Genomic DNA, 23034 nt, shown 5'->3' on the forward strand with positions numbered 1-23034 from the left:
CTAAACAGTGAGCGGTAACCCTTGCCGCTCATTTTGCCTCAACAGACCCCGAGCACTCGTTCGAAATCACTGGCTTGAATTTCCCCCGAGCCGCTCAACATATCCCTCGCCAACGCCCGTCTCTTGCTCAACAACTCATCCAGCGTCGCTTCAAACGTTGGCATCGCCGCATCCCGCACTGTTGGGTAATACACGTAAACATCCTTCTCCTGTCCAATACGATACGCACGATCAGTGGCTTGATCTTCCTTGGCCGGGTTCCAGCATCGGGTGAAGTGGATGACGTGGTTGGCAGCCTGAACGTTGACGCCAAAGCCAACTGCAATAGTCGAGAGGATGATCACAGAGAAGCCCGGCTGATCCTGGAACTGGTCGATCAGTTTTTGTCGGCTGTTCGCGCTCTGGCTGCTGGTGCTGGTGTCGCCGTTGATCACGGTTGCGCGGAATCCGAAATACTCCTGAATGGCGTGTTGGAGTTCACGCTGGATATCACGCAGTTCGGTAAATAGAATGACTTTGTCACCCTTCCCTGCCTTTTTGATGGACTCAAGGGTATCGAGCAGCCAGCGCAGCTTCGGCGAGTTGTCACGCAGGCGTTTGTCCGGCTGAACACTATAGGGGTGAGCACAGATGAGTTTGAGCTTATGCAGCAGGCCGAGCATGCCGGAGGTTTTCTGATCAAGCTGTTCTTCGATCTGTTGCTTCTGGCTATAGGCCGAAATTTCCGAGAGGTAAAGATTTCGCTGTAGGGCGTGCATCGACAATGAACGGCAACCCTTGTCTTCGATTTTCGCGGGCAGGTCTTTGGCGATATCCTGTTTTGTGCGGCGCAGGGTTTGCGGCTCAATCAGCCCACGCAAGCGTTCCAGGGCAACGGTGTCTCGCTCAAGTGCAGCTTCGATGGGTCGCTGGTACTCGCGACCAAACTGGTTCAACCCGCCAAGGAAGCCTGGCTGGATGAAGTCGAACAGGCACCAAAGATCAATCAGGGAGTTTTCCACTGGCGTCCCGGTGCAAGCGACCCGGAATCGAGCCGGAACAGCCTTAATTGCCTGAGTCACCAGAGCGGCAGGGTTCTTCAGTTTCTGAGCTTCGTCGCACACGACGATCGACCATTGCTGGCGAGCGAGGGAGAACTCTTGGTCACGAAGCGTTTCGTAGGTGGTCAGTACGATGCGTGCACCGCCAACCCAGCCCGGACGAAGTAGGTTCTTGATACCCTTAGCCTTCAAGTCGGCAGGAATCTCATCTTTCTTGAACTTCACCGCGCTCAAAGCCGAGCCGTAAAGCTTCAGGACTGGGAGTGCGTCAGCAAAGAAGAACCGGTGCAGCTCTCGCTCCCAGTTATCGAGCAATGAAACCGGCGCAACGATCAAGGTCGGCTTGTCTTGAGGATATTGCTCCAGGTACCAAACCAGAAACGTCAGCAGTTGAATGGTTTTGCCCAGCCCCATGTCATCGGCGAGCAAGCAACCTGAGACGTCTGTCGGCGAAAGCCGGAAGAGATGTTGAAGCCATGCAATGCCCTGTAACTGATGTTCTCTCAAGATGACTTCGGGTCTTAGCAGGCTCGGCAGCTCAGGCTGGGCATCGAGGGCTGCTCGTAGGGCTTCCTGACGTACTTGAACGTACGTTGGCTCGTCGATGTTATGACCAATTTGAAGTACCGCTCGACCTACTTTTTCTTCAAAACTCGAAATCTTGGTCTCGGGTGTGGATATCTTTTTGGACCAGGCATCAAACAGCTGCTCTGCCGCCGCGATGGAAAGCGGCGTGTCGGAGAGTGGCATCAGTACCGTATCATCACCTGCCGCGCGAGCCTCGCCCAGCCGTTGCTCGAACTCATCAAACTGAGCCCGATCCGACGGATCCCAGCGCCCGAGGATTTCGGCGTCGGAGCCCAAATCCGCGAGGTCTTTAGGCAACCAGTTTTCTGTCGCCTCCTTGACCAGGAAAGGTGACGTGATGCGCTCTGCTTCGCCGATGCCAGTGACACGATCGCCATACAGCGACAAATCCAACACTGCGTCGAACTCCGCGCCAGCCGCTTCGTTCTGCCAGCGTCTAAGCAACTCACTGATGCCTGCCAATTGACGCAAATCGAAGTCGCTTAATTCAAGCTCGTAACCCTGCCAGAAGCCCGCCGGCATCCCTGCAGCCAGCTTCAACTGAAGTTCATGCACGAAGGGAGCAAACTCATGGGCTTCGTTGAACGGCAGTTCTATCGATGCTTGCGGTGTTGGTGAAATGGGCTCAAGGGTCAGGTTAATGCGCTGAATGCGTAGACCTGTATCGTTTAGCTCGGGCTCAAGATGAAAACGGTGAAAGAAGATACCAGCGTCCGCCAAGTCGCTCTCGTAGGTGTCAGCGTCCAACACCTGACTGGCACTATCACCCAAAGCGCTATAGGGATTGCGAATGAATGAAAGCGCATCGTCGCCCGCCACCCGGCGTCCGTGCAGTGAACGCACATAATCTAGTACCGATTTTACTTCCGGCTCGATCAGCACATGGGTCAGAAATCCGTCAGCCCCGATGACCCGGTAACGATCCTGCACTTGTTTGTGGGCATCGAAATTTTCCAACCAATTTTCAGGCTGCCCGTCGAATGTAGGTTCCAGCTCGATGACAGGCGTATTGCCTACGCTCGATTTACGTGGATGGAGACGAAGGTTCTCGGGCCTGACCACAACGGTTTTGTCGAGAAAACCGTCCATGCCTGCGCCAGCCTTGCGGGCCAGCTTGCGGACGCTGGCCCAGCCGATCTGGTTGGTAAGTTCGCCAGGGCTTTCTTGTTGCGATAAATGGAGTTGCCGAACAGCACTCACCAATTGGTAAGTTGCCTCAGGCAGCAGCTCGATTTTATCGCCATGCGTTAGGACAGCGCCCGTACGTTTGGTTTGCACTGTCGCCGCGGATTCGCTATCGCGCCAAGCACCTATCGATACCTTGAAATCGTTCGAAGCAAGACTGCCTTGGCTAGTGAGCTGCGGCGTCAAATTCGACTGCTTTGGCAATCCGAGTAACGGTACGCTGCTGGCGTGCCCTTCCTCATTCAAAAGTCGATAAAGCTCGTCCCACGGCAGTAGCCAGCGATCACTGAGTTGGGATACGAACTCTTCCTCTTCGAGCTGATCGAGGTAACCTACAAGTGACCAAAACTCAGTACTGTCGGCAAGGCTCAGCGGGAAGCACAATCCCTGCTCCTCTATCGAGTATAGTGGCAAATTATTGAACTCACCGGACTTCGGCAGCAGGCCTTTTCCAGATAGAAAACGCTTGAGCATTACTGCCTCCAGAATTTCAGTGGCTGATTGTTGACGGGCTTGAAGCCGAGGCGCTGCAGAGAAGCCATGGCCGCTGGCTCATGACTTTCAAGTTGCACTTGTAAGGCTCCGCCTTTGGCGCGGGAGTCATACACCCTATGAGAAATCCCCTTCAACGCTTCCGCCAACTGCGCTTCGAAAGCAATAGTTTTGGGTGGCGACCTGAATGGGTGATCACCTCGACTATCAATGTGCCCATCAGCCCGGATACCGAGTTCTGCAAGAGTCTCGTCAAATTTAGCCAGCCATCCGCTAACATGGTTTGGCCTTGATGGCACAGCCATATGTCCCATGGGTTTTACGGCTGATTTATTTTTCTGTTTCAACTCCGAGTTAAGATCCAGATAAATCTGGTCCGGGTTGAACGGTGCGCTGTCGGCTTTGTAGACGTAACAAGCGTTGCCTTTCTCCGAAAACTCGACGAACAGATAATTTGCAATTTGCATAATGACTGCGTTGTTGCTTGATTTACTGCCCGCTAGGTAGCTCAAACGGCCATTGTTTTTTCGCCGAAAATCAACAAAGTCAGACCCGGCATCCGTTTTGGCGTCTGCACCCAACACAATCCGCGTATAGCTCATCTGATTCGCGAAACGTAGCCAATAGAACAGGCGTGCCTGATCTACATCCCTATCGCCTTTGAGGAGATTGAAGAAGTGCTCAAGGTCTTCTTTAGCAAACCACGCGACCACCATCGCACAAACGTCTTTCTCCACGTACTGAAGCCAGCTATTTTGCCTGGAGCGAATTTGTGGGCTGCCCCAGTTATCCAAAGCACTCTGTTTGAGAAGGGACGACGGTTTTTCCCGATACGACGCTGCGTGATAACGCGTCAGGCAGGCGCTGAGGAGCGCATTCATGTATGTCGGATGCTGACGCCCGATCTCAATGAAGTCGGGGAATCTTTTCGAGAACTCGTCGTCTTCCAAATTAAAGATTCGAGACAGCAATACGTTAAATATCCGGTGCCATAACCAACTGCTGTCAGGTATCTGCGCGATTGTTTGCAGCACCGAGAGATCACTGATCTCGCCGTTGAACATCTGCTCGCCAAGCGTCTCCCCAGCCTGTTCGGAAAACAGCTGCTTATGATACTGGACGATACGGATCCATTCTTTTTCACGAGTCTGTTGCGCCTTTACACAAGCGAAACCATTGCGGATGTCGCCTTGCAACAAGCACCAGACCGGATTCGTGTCGGGCTTATCGGACTCGTAACCGAAGTAGCTGAAACAAAGCGCCAGCCAATCGCGGCGGCTCAGGCGCCGTTTTTCGATCCGCTGACTGACCTCGATATGGACTCGACCATAAAGTTGCTCGTCTTCAAGAATGGGGCCAACACTCTCGACTTTATCGGCGAGACCGGCGAAGACCATGCGCCATTCGGAGGACGACAGAGGCAGGACATTCCTGAATTTATTGATGGCGGCTCTACGTTTTTCCTGAGGCGGTGGCAATGCTTTCTCTGCCCGCTCAAACCGGTCGTATAAATCGGCACTGGCAGCTTCCATTCGAGGAAAGCGAGCCAACGGTTCAGAACTGATCGCGATTCTACGGGCATCGAGCCTGAGCGCTATAGCTGACGACAGCTTGGCTAATGCACTGGTCATCGCGTCATCGCCAACTGGCATTTCTCGGACACTGTGCTGGTGAATACTGGAACTTCTGGTTTGAGGTTTTCCTCTTTCTCCTTCAAACCGTAGAACTGCATTCTCAGTTCAACTCGGCGGCTTGCCTCGTTGGTGTCCTTTGCGTTGTTGAAAGAAACACCACCCGCCAGGAACATCGATCTGATCTGCTGTTGTCTTTCAGCTGAAAGGCCGATTTGCAAAGGGCTGCGACTATCAAGCAGGCTACACATCACCCACTCGGACCGTTGTAAGGACAGGTGCAGGTTATATAAATACGAGCCGACGGTATCAGTAAACCCCTCGATAACAACCTGCTTGAACCACTTCCGCCCTTCTTCGCTATCGGCAGCATCAAGAATGAGTGGCACTACGCCCTGAAGGGCACTTTGACCCTCGTCGCTCAAAGAATACTGGTTATGCCCAAAACGTCCCGCCTCACCGAAACTGATCCGATTGTCTTTGCAGTCGACGACGATGGTTGCATTAGAATGCTTAGCCTTGAGCTGCAAATGCTCGCAGAGCTGGCTAATGTCGCGACTGCGCTGTTTTTCGCCCTGCTCTGACTGACTGATCCTCTGGGTGACCGAGCTCAAAGCTGCAACCATCACGACGAGAAACAGGATCATCATGGCGGTCATCAAGTCTGCAAAAGAGATCCAGAACGGTTTCTCCGCATCATCCTTAGCGCGAGCCACCGAAGGCATCTGCTTACCAAACATATGTCAGTCTCCATTACTGCTTGATTCGTTCCATGATGTCGCCGAAGTCTTCAATGCTTTCCTTCACTCCATCGACGCCACCAGCCAGACTTTTAACAGCTTTATCCAGCTCCGTATCCAGACTACCCAACGTCTGCCGGAGTACCCTGTCCATGCCGTCGCCAAACTCTTTGAAACCATCGCCCAAAACGCCGCTGATGTTTTCCAGGTACTCATGAACCTCGCGATTGAGCGACTGCATGCGTTCCGATTGTTGCTTCAGATCCTGAAGATATTGAGCACGTCCGCTGGCCTCAACTTGCGCGCTGGCTACCACCCCTTCGATAACGGTTAGTGTTTTGCTCAACGATTCACGGTTGTTGCGATAGTCCGCGACGATGCTGTTCAATTCTCGTGAGGCCTGAGCAAGCTCGGCACCAGCCCCCTGAACAGTGCCCAGCAAACTAGCCGTCGATTCACTGGCCTTCGATACACTCAATCCAGCATTTTCAAAGCGCTCAGCTGCGGCTCTCATTTTGTCTGCACCAAGTTGCATGCTTTGCAGATGCTGTTCGGTTTGCGCGCTTAATGCTTTGACGTTGTCTCGCGAGGCTTTATTTTGTTCCGCGACAGACTGCAGCAGCGTTTTGACCTGCTCGTCCAGCCCCCCCACCAGCGCGCGAGTGCCGTGATGAAGTTCTGCCTGTGCAACGCGAGTGGACTGATCCATTTGCTCGCGCCCACTTTCCAGTTTTTTGAAAACAGTAGAAAGCTGCTCGCCGAGCACTTCTACAGAGCCTGCAATCTTGGCCATGGTTTCTTGTTGACCTTGGCCCATGTTTTTTTGGATTGACTCGACAAACGACTGAAGACTCTCGGCCATCGCCAGCTGCCGCGCCTCGCTGTCGGCGAACATTTTTTCTAACTGCTGTGCCATGCGCGCGCCAGCGTCTTCGCCCTCAGTGCCGATGCGGGCAATGGATGACTGCAGATTTGCCAGCATCTCGTTCATGCCAGCCTGCATGGCACTTTGGCCGGTCTGCATGTCGGCAAGCAGCTGTGCAATCATTGCCGAGCTGCTCTGATTCGAGTTTTCGCTGGCCGAGCGCATGTCTTGAATGAGGCTGGAGAATCCTTGCTGCATTGACTGCATGGCAGCGACAGACTGGCCCATCATTTCATTCAGGCCGTTGAATTGCTGGCCGAAGGTGCCTTCCAGCTTGTTCATGAATGCCACCAGAACATCCTGAAGCAGATTCTGCACTTGGCCGGATTGATCGCCGCTGGCAGCCTGTACAGCCCCGGCAATCGCTTCCAATGGCGACTTCAAGCTGTTTTCAATGGCACTGCTGACCTGATCCGCCAACAGCTGCCCGGAGTCACGATAGGTCGTAGACAATGTGTCTGCCAACTTGAGGCTTTCGCGGACCTGTGTATCGACGAGGTTTTGCAGCATTTCCCGAAGATCCGTGACGAGGCTGTCTTTCAGTTGGCGAGTCTGGACCGAGTTTTCAGCACTGGACCTTACAAGCGCAGCAAGATATTCCTCGCCAACTCCGCTGTCGAATAGGCTATCGATTGCCTCATTCAGCGATTCAAGGTGCTTGTAACAGCGCCCTAATCGCCACTTTTCCGAGACAGTGACGATGATCGACGCCATGATGGAGAGAAATGAACCGATGAAGGCAAAGAGTACATCCTTCAGGAGCTTGTCCACGCTTGAGTTGACCAGCTCCGGCGTGCTTGGATCGAAGTGCTGCAACCCTAGCATCAAGCCGAAGAAGGTTCCAACAATGCCAACCCCCGTCAGGATGCCTGGCAGGTGCTTGAAAAATTCAGTAGCCAGCGGTGTATCGACAACACTCTGACCGGTAAAAAAGTTCGCCGCGACAGTAGTCGCACGGGAGCGCACCAGGCGATCCTCGCCTTCGTGATATTCGAACTGATTGTGAAGGGTCTCTGAATACTCTTTCCAAAGATGCTTCAGTTTTGTCGCATTGAATACTTTCGACAGCTCTGCTTGAAGCTGATCAGGCGACTTTGCCTTGATAGTAGCAATGCTACTCGTAAGCGACTTGAGCCTTCTGCTCAACACGAACGATGGGATGAAATATCTTCCGATGTACCAAAGACACAAGACCGCCACGGCCACCATGACTACACGCGGAGCTATTAGCTGAGCAGTGCTGGCGTCGCCCCACAATTTCAATAATGTCGAAAAGTCCACACTTCAGCCTTCAAATTTATCTTTTACGCGCTAACAAGCGCTTCACGCAGGAAGAAACGCGTGACTTGCCGGCACGCTTGTTCCAACGATGTTATTTCAGGGATGTCTGGATGCCTGATCCTTCAGCAGAATGCTAAGGATATGCAACGAAGAGATGGGCGCTTAGAGAAGAAACGTCATCCTTGCGAGGCAAATATCTATCCATGTCCTTTTGCCAGCACGATACGCTTCATTCCTCCGTACGGTAAAGCCATATGCGAACGTCAGCCGACCAAGCGTGTCGCCTATAAGCACATGAAAACGAAAATCCGAATCTGATGGTTTCCATGCCCGAGGCGCGAATCACGCGACGCCGAACTCACACCCCATTCGACATCTCTCGAACACTTCTGGCTACGCACTCAGCCCTATCAGTCCAAGCGAGAGTCTTGTTCGCGATTTTCAGAGCAATGATTAACTGTTCAAGAACGGACAGCTCTGCGTAAACCTGTGTTCGGCCGGAAGGTCTGACTGGAAGCATTGACGTGCTGCTTGTGCCTTCCGGGACAAACTCTGGCCTTTGTATCAGCTGAGGATTCCACCCAGAGCCAGTGGTTTTGTAGGGGTAAAAGCGACTTAAAATAAAAAGGGGTCGCGAGATAAAATCTCGCAACCCCTTGAATTATATGGTCGGGACGGAGTGATTCGAACACTCGACCCCTAGCACCCCATGCTGGCGGGAGTCCTGAAAAGCCTTTAATAGCAACACCTTACGTAGGCGCCCACTGCAATCGACGCCTAACGATGTTGAACGGGGATTCACGAATCCCCGCAAATCTCCCTACAGGCTTTCGGACAGAAAGTCCCCGCTCAGGCGTCCTGCCGACCAACACAACCCCCTTCGCTTGCACCAGTGGCACACCGCCTGTACAGTCGCCCGCGAGTTTTTACACCTGTTTCTTTTGGCATTGGCGTAAGGCCCGAAGGGAGCGCCTTTACTACGCCCTAATGGATATATACGGGGAATCCGATGCAGCTCCAGAATTTTTTACCGCTAGTCATCTTGATATTTTTTGTATCTCTTTCATTTTTGTTCTTTCGTTCAAGCTCCGATGACCAGGTGCAAAATCAAGAAAGGGATCTTTATCTTGATGGCGTCAGAGGTCTTGCGGCAATCGCGGTGGTTGCAACTCACTTTTGGAGACTGGCCGCTCAAGGAATAAATTACACATTCGACTTTGCTCTGCGAGAAAACTACGGATCGCTGGCGGTTCAGGTTTTTTTCTGCATAACAGGCTTGCTGTTTTTCGGGCAAATGTATTCAAAATCAGGAGCATTCGACTGGTCAAAATTTTACACTTCCCGATTCCGTCGAATAGTGCCGGCATACATAGCGTACTTCCTACTAAACGTCACTGTGATATGCATGGTCGGCGATTGGTCTGCTTTCAAGACAACACAGATTTATCATCTACTTGATATGGCATTTTTTGGACTGAAAGGCAACGGCAATGATTTTTATGCCTTCGGTATAGAGATAGATCGATTCTTCTCGGTTATCTGGACACTTGCGTATGAAGTCAAGTTCTACCTCGCCTTCCCGCTCATAGTATGGGCATCGTTTACCAAGCACGGTGATAAGCTCGCACTGCCATTTGGTGCGGTGCTCGTGGCCTATGAGCTGATCGTGACTGGAACAACTTTTGCCGGGTATTTCCTCATAGGCGCGCTATCGGCGAAGCACCTTCGCCATCTTCATTTCAATAAAAAAATCCGACTAGGATTTTCGGCGCTATCAGTTATCGCTTTGTATCTTTCTTTGGCATACGACTACAGCCCTTATGGCTGGGAGCGGTACCTGATAACAGCCGCCCTGTTTTCCTCCATCGTGGTAGCACGACCCAAGCTGATGACTCTTCGCCCATTCACCGCTCTCGGCGATATGAGTTACAGCGTCTACCTAGTGCACGCCCCCCTTTTGATGCTGTCTGGCTTTGCACTCAAACATTTGATCGCGAGAGCCCCCGCGTCAGACGCGCAATTTGCTCTCATAACTTTTTGCGCAACAGCCCTTGTTTTTTTCATATCACACCTGAGTTATAGGTACGTCGAGTTACCATTTCTTCGTAAATCACCTTCCAGTAAAGCAACGCTGGCTGGACAGGTTAAGTCATTCTAGATGTGATGGAGATTGTTGGCGGCGGCATATCACTGCCGCCGACAAAACTCTTAAGCGATCACTGCAACCCTCCGAATTACCCCTGCTGTATCCATAATTTCAAAGCATCCGACAATTGGTGCATCAGCATGTGCCGAGTATCCAGGTAGACGAACGTGACCATTTTTCGGTGATAGTTCGATATCAATTATGTTGTCGGCACCTCTCGCCTTCACCAGCACAGGCTGCCCGCTAAGTGCGGCATCTGCTTGAAGAAAGTTCACAGCGCCTACCCCAGTGCTTCCGGCTCTAAGCGCTGTCGCCCCCTGAACAGTAATAACAACACCTTCCGGCCCGTTTGACCCAATACCAAGAGTCGCTCCAGTATTACTTGCGACTGCCGATACTCCGTTTTCATTCACGAGCAGAGCAACCGGCTTCTGCTGCCCAAGGGTGTTACCGGTCCCTACGTAGCTACCAGAAACAACGCCATTACTTTCGCGCTCGACCCCCCAGCGTCCATTGTTGTTCGGCGTCGCACCATTCATGGCAATGAACGATGCACCACGAATCAAGAAGCCAGAACCGATATTCCCCGAAGGGTTTGAATTATGGGCGCGAACAGTGCCTCCGGCGAGCGCGGCAATGCCCGCCTTTCTGCAGCCTGTCGCATACGCCTCTTCACACTCAAGCGTTCCGCCGTACTCTGCCTGAAATCCATAGCCAAGATCGCTATCCACATCAATGGCGTCGTATGCCTTGGCCCTCTTGCAGCCAAGGCGCCCGCCGTCATATGCCCAGTAACCGACATCCCCGGCATTCCTCGACACCGTATCGTCGGCCTGCATCCTGCCGCCGTCACGCGACGCATAGCTGTAGTAGAAGTTATCAACTTCAACATTTGGGCCGACGCGAGCAATGTCTGCACCAAGAGCGAGAATTCCCGTGCCGGCCTTATTTGGTCGGGAAAGACGAAACCCGTCAATTTTCCCGAAGCAGCCTGATGTGCAAGTGAACGCATCAAATGTTGTTCCTGCTACGGGGGCGACCTGGCAGGAAGCCATCGCGGAAACGTTACCAATCAAATCGATTAAGCTATTTTGCGGATGGTTGAGCGATGTTCCCCTTGTGAGAGTAATCACCCCGTCGGCCAGCTTAATAGTTACTTTGGCACCGTTGGCGATGGTTTTTGTTCTAACCCAGTCCATCGCGTCAGCCGGCTCCGCAAACTGACCTGGAACATTGACCGTGAGGTTACCCGCGATCATGTTCCCCACCAGCGCCTGCAACACCGCAGGAATGCCCGCCGAGTCCGTGTAAAGGATGTTCGCGGCGCTGTTTGCGGGCCCCTGGCCTGTCTGCAAAAGACCACCGACATACTGCTGGGTCCATTTCCTGGTGACCGCATCTTGAAGCGCCACCGGATCTGCCAGGTTCGAAACGTTCCGATTTTCCGCGTCGAAGAAATCCTTTCCTGGCTTGCGCGACAAGGCACGCCGAGCGAAGGCAAGCCCCTGTTGGACAAGCATGGTTAGCCTGTCAAAAACATCCTCGTGGGTCTCGGCGAGGAACTTGCCTTGGTTCCTGAGCGAGGTTTGCTGATAGGCAACCATTTCCCTTGAAACAACCAGCTGGCCAGGCCCTGCAAGAGCGGCGACTGTAACGATGCTGCCGCCATCATCATTGCCCGCGCCATGGGCGGTGTAGTTCGTGCCAAGGACAAGTTGCGTGCTGACCCCCTGCGGGTTGATGTAAGTGACAACCAAGTCCTCGTTCGCCAAGAACTTGAAGTAAAACGGGTAGTTCGTGGTTACCCCGTTGGTCACGAACTCAGCGATGCTATCGACTGTGTTTACGGTCACGGCTGTGACTCCTTTCCTGTAGGCAAAAAAAATCCCGCTCAATGGCGGGATTCGGTGGGATGGGTCGGCGTTAGCGGGCTATGCCCAGGGGGTCGATATAGCTTTGCGAGGGTTTAACCAGGAACTTCTGGCCGTTTTCTTGCTGGATACGCTGCTCTGTTCGGCGCAGCGATCCAGGGTTCATTGCCTCTTGAACCGAGTAGAGAAAAAGGTAATCCATGGCGATTCGGCTATAGAACAGGTTCAGGAAAGGTGTGTTGTTCTGGGCCAGGCGAAGAGCCGACGACGCGGCGTCATCACCTGAGCGGATCTTGGCCCACAGGTCGAGAGCGTTAGCGGCGGTGCCCAGCGTCGGTCCAGCCAGTGTTTCCAGCGGTTTATTGCCGAAGCGACTGACCTCGCCGAACATGAAGTCACCCATGATCCCGAAGCCGCCGCCCTGGGTCATCGCGGCAATCCACGTCTTGGGATCATCTGCCGGCCGGGGCTGGCGACCCTTGACCGCATCCTTGGCGGACATGGACAGGTAGCCGAACGCCGTGGTCCACAGCATCAATTGGGCCATGGCCAGGCGCTCGCCGTTGCCGTTACGCAGGGCGGCGATCAGATCCTTACTGCCCCGGTAGCCCTCCCCCAGCGGTGTCGGCGCGTACCCACGCCCGTACAGCTCTCGGCCCAGGGTTTTTTGCATGTACGCGGCGGGGAAACTCTTGAACTGGGTCATGAACCGGTTGAGGTCGCCCATGATCGTTCCCGGCCGGGTTCCTTGGTTCATGATCGAGCGTGTACGGGCGTCCGGCTCCAACACGGCATAACTGACCCGGTCGTTCACGTAGGCGCGCAAGCTACGGTTGAGGCCTTCGCGAGTTTCGCGAATCGCGGCGTCGGAGACGTTGCGGCCCTGCTCAGTCAAATACGCGCTGATGCGATCATCGGCGATACTCGGGATACCGTCCGTGGTCAGGTAATCCCGGCCATCAGCCATCCGGGTATCCATCCCGCGCAACAGATCCCACTTGCCGGCGTCGAGGTCGTACAGCTCAAGCGTGCGGCGAAGGCCGGTATCTATCGTGCCCCAGGCCCTGCCTTTGTTCTGGGCCAAGTTGTGGGCCATCATCAAGCCGGCGCTGGCCTTGTTGGCATCAGTCCACCAGGACAAGCCGTTTAGCTTGAAGAACAGCGACATCCCCCGCGACATCTTCCCGCCCACAGAATCATCGGCAGAAAAGCGCCGCATGATTTCCCCTCGCATCGAATCCCCATAAACCCCAAAGCTCGAAAGAATCTCGCGTTGTTCAAGGCTCCCGCGCCCCTTGGCCAGGCCGGCTGTCATTTCCCCCAGCGAGCCCAGGAAACTTTTTCCCTGGTAGCGCATTTCACTGGCTGCAACCGGCAGGTCGGCGAAGCTGGACAGCAGCGCCCCGCCCAGCTTGGACAGCGACTGCCAGGCCCTGACGTTTGCAGCAACGCGCGCCTGGTTGGCGTTGCCGGGAATCCGTGTGGCGCCGCTGACTTCGGCAAAACGGTTGGCGATCATGTTGCCGCGCGCGGTGTTGAAGTTGGTCAGTGCCTTCGGATCGCCGGACTTGCGCACGTCCTCGGCCAGAATATCCATGGCCATGTTGAGGTTTGCCTCAGGATTGGTACCCAGGCGCCGCATGATCGCGGTGTTCTGTCCGGCCATGTCCAGGCCGCGCAACACGGACTCGCGCAGGTTGCCGGTGCCGAACATCGTGTTGTACTCGTGCCAGGCCACGCCATCCTTGAAGTGGAGGACGCGCTCCTGGCTGACCTTCTTGGCGATATTGGCCGGGCCTTTGAACCCGTTGGGCGCAGAATCGCTGGGCGCCTTGAGGTGATCGCCCGATACCAGGCCGTCATACACCCCGCGTAGGAACTGTGTAGGGTTGGCCACGTCATCGAACGTGCGCTGGTCAAGCCGAGGCAAGATTTCTTCACGCCATTTATCGAACCCAGCAGAACCGATCTTCTCGCCGTCGTGGCTCTGGCGGGCGATGTACCCAGGCAGATTGCCGATGTTGGCGCCGGCGCGGTTCGCATCGATGCGCGCTGCCTCCTGATACCTCTGGATGGTGCGGGCAATGCTCACCACCTGGTCGTTGAGCTTTGAGGTGTCCTGATTGGTGCCGATCTTCCAAAGGGCATCGGCGATATCAACGTCGGAATCCCCCTTGGCGATGATCGCGGTCAGGTCCTGGCGCTCCAGATCGTGGATGAAGCCACCTATATATGCATCGCCCAAGGCCTTCTGTTCAGCAGCAACCGACAAGCGCGAACCCTGGCGGGCAAGGTTGGTGCCCACCAGCAACGATTCAATGCCAAGGTCTGGACGGTCGGCAAAGCTGCCGCGCACGAACGAAACAATCTCGCCACGCCGGCGCAGGTTCAGCAAGGCGTTGCGCTTCTCGATCAATGCCGCGTGCTGGGCCTGCTTGCCCAGTTCATCCGCTGCACGCAACGTGGCTTGTTCCATGCCCAAGGCACCCTCCCTGGCCATCAGTTCCTTGGCGCGCCCCCGCAGCAGCTCAAAGATTTCAGATATTTCCCTGTCTTCAAGGTTGCCAGCGGCAGCCCGTACAGCGTCGATGCAAGGCGTCATTGTCCGTTCCTTATGTCGCATACGGCGGCGGCGCGGTATGCCTTCGAATATTGCTCGGCGCGGTCAGCCTGGGCCTGGGCGGCTTCGGCTTCGTCGCGGCTGGCGGCCAACACATCGGCCCGGTCTTTCTCAGGGAGTTGGTCCAGCATTTCCTTGACCAGGGCGTCGTCCTCGTCGAACTGCCGGCGGGTGGCCTCAAATTCGTCCAGCGGTTGGGACTTGGGCGCGCTGTCCACGCGCAGGCTTTCGGCCTGGCCATCGGGGTCAATGCGGCGCGCAGGCGGACGCTTCACGTACTCCATGGCTCCAGCAGCTTTGCCGGGGGCCTCCAAATCGAACAGCGCCTGCACGTCGATATCCCGGCCGCTGACCGCCTGAGCCACCGCGGTGCGAAACGCACTGTTGCGCACGGTCCAGTCAGCGCCCTCTGCAGTTTCCCGGGCGGTACGGAGCGCGGGCCCCAGTGGACGCTGCTGGTAGCCCTGCATGATTTGCTTGGCGCGGGCCTCGATCTGCGGGCGCAAGCGTTCTGGCACCTCGCCTCGCTCAATAAGGCCAAGGTCGCGCCGGTCAAACTCGCCTGCGCGGTTGCGCTCCAGTGCGGTGTTGATTTCAGATTGGCGTGCGCCGATCTGTTCACGCTGGGCGGCGATGGTGTCGCGGGCTGCGCGCTCGGCCTGCTTGCGGGTCATCCGCTGGCCCTGGAACTCTTTGGCCAGGTCCTTGAATGTCGCGTCCAGACCCATGGCGCGCTGGGTCAGCGCCAGGCGCTCAACATGCAGGTCGGCCACGTTGCCAACACGTTCTCCCGTCAAAGTCGGGCGTATCTCTTCAATGGCCTGGCGCTCTGCATTGCGGTACAGCGTTGCGCCATCGGCCTCCAGATCACGGGCCAGTGCGCCGCGCAGTGCGGTTTCGGGATCCTGGTTAAAGACACGCTCAAAATCGGTCGACCTCAGTGGTTGCGGAATCTGGCGTTCGGTGCTGTTGAGAACGCTTTCAACCTGCGGCGGGGTTTCGGTGGCAATCCGCCGGCGCAGCGCATCAGATACGGCGCCCCCCACGGTATGCAGGCCACCACCGAGCAGGCCACCCATGGCGATGTTTGCCAGGGAGTCGGACAGCCCGTATTCCGTCTGATCCATACCGGCTGCGATCAGCGGCAGCGGCTCAATGATCGCAGCACCCACGGCCCCCTCAACAGCTCCAACACCCGCACGAACACCGGCACGGCCCAGCGGTGATGCAGCGCGCCCTAGCATTGCGACATAGCGTGCCTCGCCCACCACCGGCACAAATGCCGAAGCAATGTTGAGCGGGTCAAGTAGCGAAGCGGCAACACTAGCGCCGAGCTGGGTGCCGAACGATCCACCGTTCGCCCTGATCATTACTTGCTGGCGGGCAGCCTGCTCACGGTGTCGATCAATGAGAATGTCTAGGGCGCCCTCTCGGATTCCCTGTTCGGGAACTTTGATATCCAGCCCCATGCCTGAAACCTTGTCCCGCGCTGCCTGCGCATCCATAAGCGGTGTGTCGGGCTCATTGCGTGGCGGCACCAGAATGGATTCTGTGTCGCCAGTAAGGCGTAGGCCTTCCTGGGCCTGGCCGAGCTGCTCGGTACGAATGATGGCGCTCGACGGGTTGGTCGAGAACGCGCTGCCAAAGGCCGCGTCCCAGACCTCGCCAGAGTCGGCCGGGATGTCGAGCATCGTCCGCCGGTCAAGAACCGGCGCATCACCTGCATAGATAGTCATGGCATGAACCCCATTGGTGCCACGCGGTACTGATCGGGCTCGCGCAGGCCTTTCTGTTGCAGGTCGGCCCAGCTGCGGGTGATGGGATTGCCATCGGCGCCGCGCACGCGGTACCCGTTCAGGGTCAACGACAGCCCGCTTTCATCCTCATTCGGCACCCACTGCCCACTGCTCTGTAGAGCGTCGTGCAGCTGCTTACGGTTCTGTTCCTCGGTGACGCCGGCGAACCCAGGCAGCGGCATCAGTTCATCAGGTTTGATCTGCCGCATTGCTGCAGTTGCGCCACGGCTGACCGCCTCGGTGTCCTGGGTCTTGGGTACCCGATACGTGCCGAAGAAGTCGTATTTGTCGTTCAGCATCCCATTCACGACCTTGGTAGCTGCCTTTTCCGGCTCCATGCCTTGGAGCACATAGGAAGTAGCGGTCCTGGCAGCGGCCTGGTACATGGTGTTGTATGTGTTGATGCCGCCAGACTGGCCTTGCAGGGACTGAGCGAACGGCGCCATAGCAGCGGATACCGACTGATTGATCGTATCTTTCTGCCCCTTTTGAAGGCCTGCATGCAGATCGCTGTCCTTGATGCTGGCTACCGACGCCATGCGCTCGGCCACATCCTTCGGCAGGCCGGTGGCGATTACCTGCGCCTCGGCCGGGAGCTTGTTGCCCACCTGCTGCAACACCGCTGGGAAGTCCTTGCCCCACAACGCTTGCTGCTGCTCAATCATCGTCGCGGCGTTTTCACCTCCATTGAGCTGGTTTGTGAAGTTCGCAACCAATTGGTCGGCGGCGGCATCCGGCAACAGCTTGGGCTGCTTGACACCCAGGCGCTGCTGTTCGGCCAGAGTGGTTCGCGCGTAAGCCTGGTAGGCCTCTGGCGTTCCGTCTTGCTGGGCAACTGCAAACGCCTGCTGCACGGTAGGGCTGTACTTGGCCACGTACGCGGCAGGGTCTTCCTGCTGCTGTTTCATAAGGCGCACACCTACGTTGGTCAAGTGCTGGTAAAGCTCGTTGTCTTCCTTGAATCCCTCGCCGGCGGTTCCGTTCTGAGCTGGCTGGAACTTACCCAAGATGGCTTGGCGCTCCTGAGGATCTGCAGTGGCAAATTCCCGGATGGCTGGGGCCAGAGCCTGCACCTTCGAAAACCTGTCGAACTCCTGAGCGCCCTTCTCGGGCCCGTATGCTGCTGCAAAGTCAACTTTCGATGGCGGGTTTTTGAAGTCCAGGCCCTGAGAGTAGGCGGCGCTGGCATCCTGCACTCGGCTGCTCAGCTCCATGCGGTTTATGGCCTGAATCTGCCGTGCCTCCACCTGGCGTTGGCGCGCCTCGGCCTCAAGGCGTCGAAAGCCCTGGTCGATACCGTTACTGGTGCGGATCTGATCTTCGGCCGTCATCGTCTCCTTATAGGACTCGTAATAGCTCTTGGCCTTTTGCGGGGAGTCGATCAGCATCCGCTGGATAACGGCAGAGGACATGCCGCTGTTGGTTTCCAGGCGTTCTGCCTGCGCAGCCTCAGGCGACAGCCCAAGGCGCTGGGCGCGGCTGGTTAAAACCGCATCAGCCTTCTGGCGGTACTGAGCAACCTTGGTTGGGTCTTGGTATTCCAGGGCCGCACCCTGCATGGATGTTTCAAGTTGGGCCTTTTCAACTTGGCCGTAATAGTTCTGGCGCTCCCCGTACTCGTAGCGATTCAGGTCGCTGGACAGGGAGTTGCGCCGGCTGTTGACGATCTGCGCATACCTGGCCTTCTGCTGATCGTTAGTCAGGGTTTTGGCAATCTCAGCCTGAGCCTTGTCGAACTGATCCAGGGTCTGATTGGTGACATCTAGGGCGTTTTGACCTTTGCGGCTATAGGCGCCGTTCTCGCCGTACATGTTCTGCTGCTGCCACTTGGTGAGCTGGTTGTCGGCATCCATCAGCAGCGCGGTGTCGGCCTTCTCGCGCTCTTTGTCCATGAGCATCTGCGCGCCGCGCCCCAGCGTTTGCAAGCCTTGAGCAATCGAGGTGGTGTCAGGTGCAACACCCTGCAACTGAATAGGGCGCGTGGGCTGCTGCTGAACCAGTGCAGTTTCGTATGTCGGTACCCGTGGCATTATCGAGCCCCCGCGAATGAACCAAATGCACCGCCAATACCACCGAGGATTGAGCCCATGGCGGCGGTGTTACCGTTCTGAACGGTCTGGTTGGCGTTGAGCAGATCCTGCTTGGCCTGCACGCGGTAGCCGTAGGCCTCGCGCGCGGCGTTGTTCTGGATCGTCAAGGCATCCAACTCACCGAGCATGGCGGTGTCATCCTGAATCTGTGCGGCGCTCCCGCTGTTCACGTCGATGCCATTCGCGGCCTGCACGCTCCGCTGGGTGCCTATCGCCTGCCCAGTGCGGACGCGCTGCCAGTCTGCCGTCGTATCGCCGGCGTTCAGCACTTCCTGTGCCGTCTGCTGCTTGAATCCGGCGTTCTGCTGCATCATGTCCGACTGAAACGCGGCGTTCTGTTTCTGCCCTTGGGCCTGCATCATGCTGCCCGCCAGGCCAATGGCGACGGGTATCAATGCCATCCAGCACATGGTTATTCCTCTCGATTCAGCGTGAAGGGGTAGAACGGAAGGCGCTTAGGCCCATACGGGACGGCCTCGCCGAAGTTGAAGCCCAGCCATTTCAGCCAGCGAATGGCCGAGGTGTTTCGGGCGTCGACGTAATTGATGAGGTGGCGGTGCCGGGTAAGCATCCCTTGCACCTCTGGCTTGCAGACCTTGAGGAACGCACGAGCATTGCGCTCGACGTGGGTGGTACTGATCAGCCAAGGCACACCGACAGAGCCCAGAACGCTATGCACCGCATCGCCGAACACTGCGACTATGTGACCGTCGACCACGATCTTGCGGGCGTTCAGGCTGTCGTTGATGCCCTGTAGTAATTCCAGCTCCAGTGAGACGCCTAGCCCCTCGACGATCTCGTCGATATCCGCCTGGCGCACGTCGCGCAGGATTGCCGGGATGTCCTCGGGCTCAATAGGTAAAACCTCAGCGGCCGCCAATGGTCACCTCCGGAATAACCGCCAAAACCGACAGTGGCAGAGGGTCTGCTTGACGAATGAACACCCGCCCCTTGCTCTCCCAGGTGTTGGAGATTGGGACGGTTGCCTGGCCGGTCAGCAGCTCAATCGGAGGCTCATATTCATTACGGTCCGTCTTCGCCTCGTAAAGATTGTTTTTATCCGAGCCGGCAAGAATGCCTCTCGACTCCTCGACCACCACGGTCAACCCAGTGACGGCAATTTTCTTATCAAGAACGGTTTCATTGGCGTTCTTGAGTTCAAGGTCGAGGGTTTCCATGTCGGAGAAGTACTGCAAGCCCACGTGCGCGATGCCGGTGTATTCCTGCAAAACGATGGTGCCGCCCGTAACGACGCGCTGCGGGTGAACACTGCCGTCGGTAAGGATGGAAACGGTCTTGCCTTCAAGATGGCTCAGACCTGAAAGACTCTTCACCTGGCGCGCCCAAGTAGAGATTGGCTTGCCGCGCAGTGTTTCCGGGCAAATAATCAACAGCTTGACAGCGACCACGCTGGTGCTGGTGTAGCCCACCACTTCGACACGGACAATATCGGTAGCCGGATCGCCGTTTTCATCCGTGGTCGCTACCTTCAATGAGTAGTTGAACCCCACGCTACCGGCAAGGAATGGCGCATGACCGACCGCCGTCATGGTCACCACCTCAGGAAAGCCCCATGTGGTGCCGCCCGACAATGTGAAGGTCTTGGCGGTATCGGTATTGCGCCCGTCATAGGTCAGGCCGGAGTCAACGAAGAAGGCATCTTCGATGCTGGTGGTCTGGCGCGTAGCCATGCGCTCAATGTAACGCTTCTGCACACCATTGATGGTTCGGCGCACCACCATGTAGAGCGCGTCCTCCTGGCCTTCCGGGACGCACGCGATGGATTCAACAAACCCGTCAGTATCGTGCCAGTGCCAGCCCACCAGCTGCTGTTCGGGCAAGTAGGTCAGGCCCAGCAAAATACCGTCGTCACGGACATACCAGACGATGGAGTCGGGGATTTTCTGGTACGCAACGCTGGTCAGTTCTTTACCCCGGAACAGGTGGGCACTGAACAGGGTCAGGTCGTCAGACGCGAAGCCGTCGGCATTGATGGAATAACCGAAGGATGACACGCGACTGCCGCGGGCCTGCACGTACACCGCGCTGTTGCCCACCACCACTGGCCGAACGGTTGCAGATCCGTCATAGCCTTCCTGGCTCGCCTGTACTGTCTTTGAGGTCAGCCCCGTGTCAGCGCCGGAGAAAGTCCATTCGCCTCCCGACGTGAGCCCCAGAAGCTTGCGCAGGGCCAACAGGTGACGCATGCGGTTCACCTCGGTGCTGGCAATGGTGAACGTGATTGAGTCGTCATCCTTGCTCGGGATAGAGAACCCAAAGTTCTTGAACAGGCCTGTCTTGGACATCCACACGGTCTGCGGATTGTTATCACTGCCGGCGAACACCAGGCGCTGCTGGTAATAGCCCACGGCGCCGGGGTAATTCCCAGCACCCACAAACGGGTCATTACCATTCGGTGGAGAGTCTGTTTTGACCGCTGTGAAGTTTTGATCCTCAAACGCCAGGGTGGTGGCGCGACCAATGAACCCGTAGATACCTGCGGCGGCGTTGTCCTTGTAAACGATGTAATACGTTGCCCCGGGCACAGCAGACCAGTTGATCGTGGCAACCGCCGTGGAGACCGATATCGTTATGCTGTTCGATGTAGCTGGCAGCGACTCGTCCAGGGTGTTCCCGTCATCAAGGACCGCTGTTACCTGATAGCGCCAGCTCTGCTGTACACCACCACCAGTGCCAGCGGCCGCCGCGACTACCGACGCAGGAGCAGCAATGCGCGGCGCCAGGCTGATTTCAGCCGTGGTCCAATTGTCATGGCCCAGTCGGCTCAATTCGCGCGGCTTGTACCCAGGCTGCACGAGCGTCATCACGTCAGCGGACTGGGTGTAGTTCAGTTGGTTCAGGTCGTTCTGCGTGTACGGAAGCGCCAGTTCGAAGGGCTGGCCGATGTTTGGGCCGGCGCTGTACAGCACCTGGCCACCGTCCTTTATCACGCGCATGTTCAGATCGCCAAATGCCAGGACGTAGGTCTGCACGTCGTTGAACTGGAACGGGATCAACCGGCAGCGCTTGGTTGAATCCTTGATTTCGCACACAAACTTGGTGCCCGGGCGGTTACGCACGCCGCCGTAGGGCATGACCATGAAGTTGCGACATAGCTTGAGCCCGGTGTAGTAGCGGGCGATATCGGTACGGGCACTGGCCGACGGCGACAGCTCACCCGCCGCGAAGGTTGGCTGCAATACGCTGGTCATTGGCGCACCGTGATGAATTCTGATTCAGGCTCCGGGTCGTCCTGAGACTCTTCGAAGGCAGAACCCTCGGCCAGCGTCAGGGCCATTTGGTATTGCTGGGCAGCGAACTGCTGTAAGTCCGGCTTGGAGCTGAGGGGTAACGCCAGCTCCATGGCAAGGCGCCAGGCCAGTGCGTCAGAAAACTGGGCGTCGAAGAAAGTCGAGTCTTCGACCTTGAATGTGAAGCGGCATGCGGCTTCTGGCTGATCGGTATGAATCACCCGGCCGCCGGAGTCGTAGCCGATCTTGAACGGAATTTCTTGGTCAGCGGTCAATGCACGGCGCCAGCCGGGTTGCACAATGCTTCGCACCTGCAAGCAATCTGCGGGATAGCGATACCGATATGCCCACCCAGGCGCAGGGCTACCTAGGTCGGCAAGGGAAACAATCGACTCCGCGAACGGCCAGGGAAACGCCTGCAACACCAGTTCTCGCATCGACCCGTAAAACACACGGCACTGCTCGGCCGGCTTGCTCCGCTCAGTGAACGACGCTATTGGCTGCGTAAGCGCCACCCGCGAAAGCGCGATGTTGCAGATCTCGATATCGCTGGACATTCGGGAACCTCAGAAAAAGAAAAGGGCCCCGAAGGGCCCTGAGGGTTGTTGCAGGTGGTCAGGCGTCTGGCAGTCCGTTGCCGCCGGTGTTGTCGCCGTCAGTGTTGGGGTTGCCGGTGGTTGGCGTAATCTCACCGCCAGCGTTCAGGCGTGCCGCTTCCGCTTCCGCGTCCTCCCGTGCACCAGTGAACTCGCCAACACGCTCACCGGCCTTGTTGACGATGATGAAACGCCCGCCACCGTTGTGCTTGCCGGAGTACTCCGGGCCGTCAGTGTTGGGGTTGCCGGTGGGGGAACCGCCAGCCGACTTATCGCCGCCAACCAGTTTCAGGTTGCCGCCAGGGCTGTCGATTTCCAGCACCAGCGTTTCACCCGGCTCGTAGAGGCGGCCGTTGATAAACGACCGCTCCAGCACTTCATAGCGCTTAGGCATTGGTCTGTACTCCAGCAACGACGCCAGCGGTGATCTTGCCCAGTGTTGGGGCGGTGCCGGTGACGGTGTAATTGAGGCGCAGGAAACGTTCTGTCTTCTGCGGCAGGGTGATAACTGGGGTTTGGTAGCCAAGCTTCAGGTCGGCCAGCGGCACCACGACCGAATACAGTGAGCGCGGGGAGCTGAACGCCGAGTTGTCATCGGTCTGAAGCTCGATGGTGAGGCTAGTCAGGGTGTTGAACGCTTCAACAACCTGAATGAGCAGAGGAATGTCACCGGCGCGACCTACATCTTTGTTGTCGCCACGGTCGATAACGTCGGTCGAAGCGGCCGAGGCAGTGATTGCCTGGGCGTTCGACATGAGCAGCTTTGCGTCGAGAAGCATGAT

15 protein-coding genes are annotated in these 23034 nt (G+C 56.6%); 1 reads left to right on the forward strand and 14 read right to left on the reverse strand.

All coding sequences use genetic code 11. The features are described from left to right. Nucleotides 1-38: 38 nt before the first annotated feature. The 4 genes from zorD to zorA1 are packed head-to-tail and all read right to left on the reverse strand — an operon-like array spanning nt 39 to nt 7882. On the reverse strand, nt 39-3287 hold the full coding sequence (gene zorD / locus PspS35_RS19050; protein ID WP_159936333.1) for a type I Zorya anti-phage system protein ZorD: 3249 nt from the start codon (nt 3285-3287) through the stop codon (nt 39-41). Beyond that, complete coding sequence (gene zorC, locus PspS35_RS19055) at nt 3287-4936, reverse strand: type I Zorya anti-phage system protein ZorC (protein ID WP_159936334.1); 1650 nt, start codon at nt 4934-4936, stop codon at nt 3287-3289. Before zorC ends, zorD begins: the two co-directional genes overlap by 1 nt. Then, on the reverse strand, nt 4933-5676 hold the full coding sequence (zorB1, locus tag PspS35_RS19060; protein ID WP_159936335.1) for a type I Zorya anti-phage system protein ZorB1: 744 nt from the start codon (nt 5674-5676) through the stop codon (nt 4933-4935). The genes zorC and zorB1 overlap by 4 nt, the downstream gene beginning before the upstream one ends. Before the next feature lie 13 nt (nt 5677-5689). Then, nucleotides 5690-7882, reverse strand: coding sequence for a type I Zorya anti-phage system protein ZorA1 (zorA1, locus tag PspS35_RS19065; RefSeq protein WP_053162990.1), 2193 nt, complete (start codon nt 7880-7882; stop codon nt 5690-5692). Nucleotides 7883-8891: 1009 nt separating this feature from the next. On the opposite strand from zorA1, the gene PspS35_RS19070 reads away from it, so the two are divergent. Next, a complete protein-coding gene (locus PspS35_RS19070) occupies nt 8892-10040 on the forward strand; it encodes an acyltransferase (protein WP_159936336.1) in 1149 nt (382 codons plus the stop codon). A 50-nt stretch (nt 10041-10090) separates the two neighbouring features. On the opposite strand, the gene PspS35_RS19075 is transcribed toward PspS35_RS19070, so the two are convergent. The 10 genes from PspS35_RS19075 to PspS35_RS19120 all read right to left on the reverse strand — a co-directional run bounded on the left by PspS35_RS19075 (nt 10091) and on the right by PspS35_RS19120 (nt 23031). After that, nucleotides 10091-11881, reverse strand: a complete 1791-nt coding sequence (locus tag PspS35_RS19075) for a hypothetical protein (protein WP_159936337.1) — start codon at nt 11879-11881, stop codon at nt 10091-10093. A 70-nt stretch (nt 11882-11951) separates the two neighbouring features. Further along, entirely contained in the window at nt 11952-14501 is a 2550-nt protein-coding gene (locus PspS35_RS19080; RefSeq protein WP_159936338.1) for a hypothetical protein, read from the reverse strand. Further along, on the reverse strand, nt 14498-16255 hold the full coding sequence (locus PspS35_RS30105) for a hypothetical protein (protein WP_238785890.1): 1758 nt from the start codon (nt 16253-16255) through the stop codon (nt 14498-14500). Before PspS35_RS30105 ends, PspS35_RS19080 begins: the two co-directional genes overlap by 4 nt. Further along, complete coding sequence (locus tag PspS35_RS19090) at nt 16252-18345, reverse strand: hypothetical protein (RefSeq protein ID WP_238785891.1); 2094 nt, start codon at nt 18343-18345, stop codon at nt 16252-16254. The genes PspS35_RS30105 and PspS35_RS19090 overlap by 4 nt, the downstream gene beginning before the upstream one ends. Beyond that, nucleotides 18345-18806, reverse strand: a complete 462-nt coding sequence (locus tag PspS35_RS19095) for a hypothetical protein (RefSeq protein ID WP_159936339.1) — start codon at nt 18804-18806, stop codon at nt 18345-18347. The genes PspS35_RS19090 and PspS35_RS19095 overlap by 1 nt, the downstream gene beginning before the upstream one ends. Nucleotides 18807-18817: 11 nt before the next feature. After that, nucleotides 18818-19285 carry a phage protein Gp13 family protein gene (locus tag PspS35_RS19100; RefSeq protein WP_159936340.1) on the reverse strand — a complete coding sequence of 156 codons (468 nt, stop codon included), beginning with the start codon at nt 19283-19285 and terminating at the stop codon, nt 18818-18820. Further along, nucleotides 19272-21617, reverse strand: coding sequence for a hypothetical protein (locus PspS35_RS19105; RefSeq protein WP_159936341.1), 2346 nt, complete (start codon nt 21615-21617; stop codon nt 19272-19274). Before PspS35_RS19105 ends, PspS35_RS19100 begins: the two co-directional genes overlap by 14 nt. Further along, nucleotides 21614-22213, reverse strand: coding sequence for a hypothetical protein (locus PspS35_RS19110; RefSeq protein WP_159936342.1), 600 nt, complete (start codon nt 22211-22213; stop codon nt 21614-21616). The genes PspS35_RS19105 and PspS35_RS19110 overlap by 4 nt, the downstream gene beginning before the upstream one ends. Before the next feature lie 58 nt (nt 22214-22271). Next, a complete protein-coding gene (locus PspS35_RS19115) occupies nt 22272-22646 on the reverse strand; it encodes a hypothetical protein (protein ID WP_159936343.1) in 375 nt (124 codons plus the stop codon). Continuing rightward, entirely contained in the window at nt 22639-23031 is a 393-nt protein-coding gene (locus tag PspS35_RS19120; protein ID WP_095009777.1) for a Bbp16 family capsid cement protein, read from the reverse strand. Before PspS35_RS19120 ends, PspS35_RS19115 begins: the two co-directional genes overlap by 8 nt. Between the last annotated feature and the right edge of the window lie 3 nt (nt 23032-23034).

Source organism: Pseudomonas sp. S35, from assembly GCF_009866765.1.
Taxonomy (GTDB): domain Bacteria; phylum Pseudomonadota; class Gammaproteobacteria; order Pseudomonadales; family Pseudomonadaceae; genus Aquipseudomonas.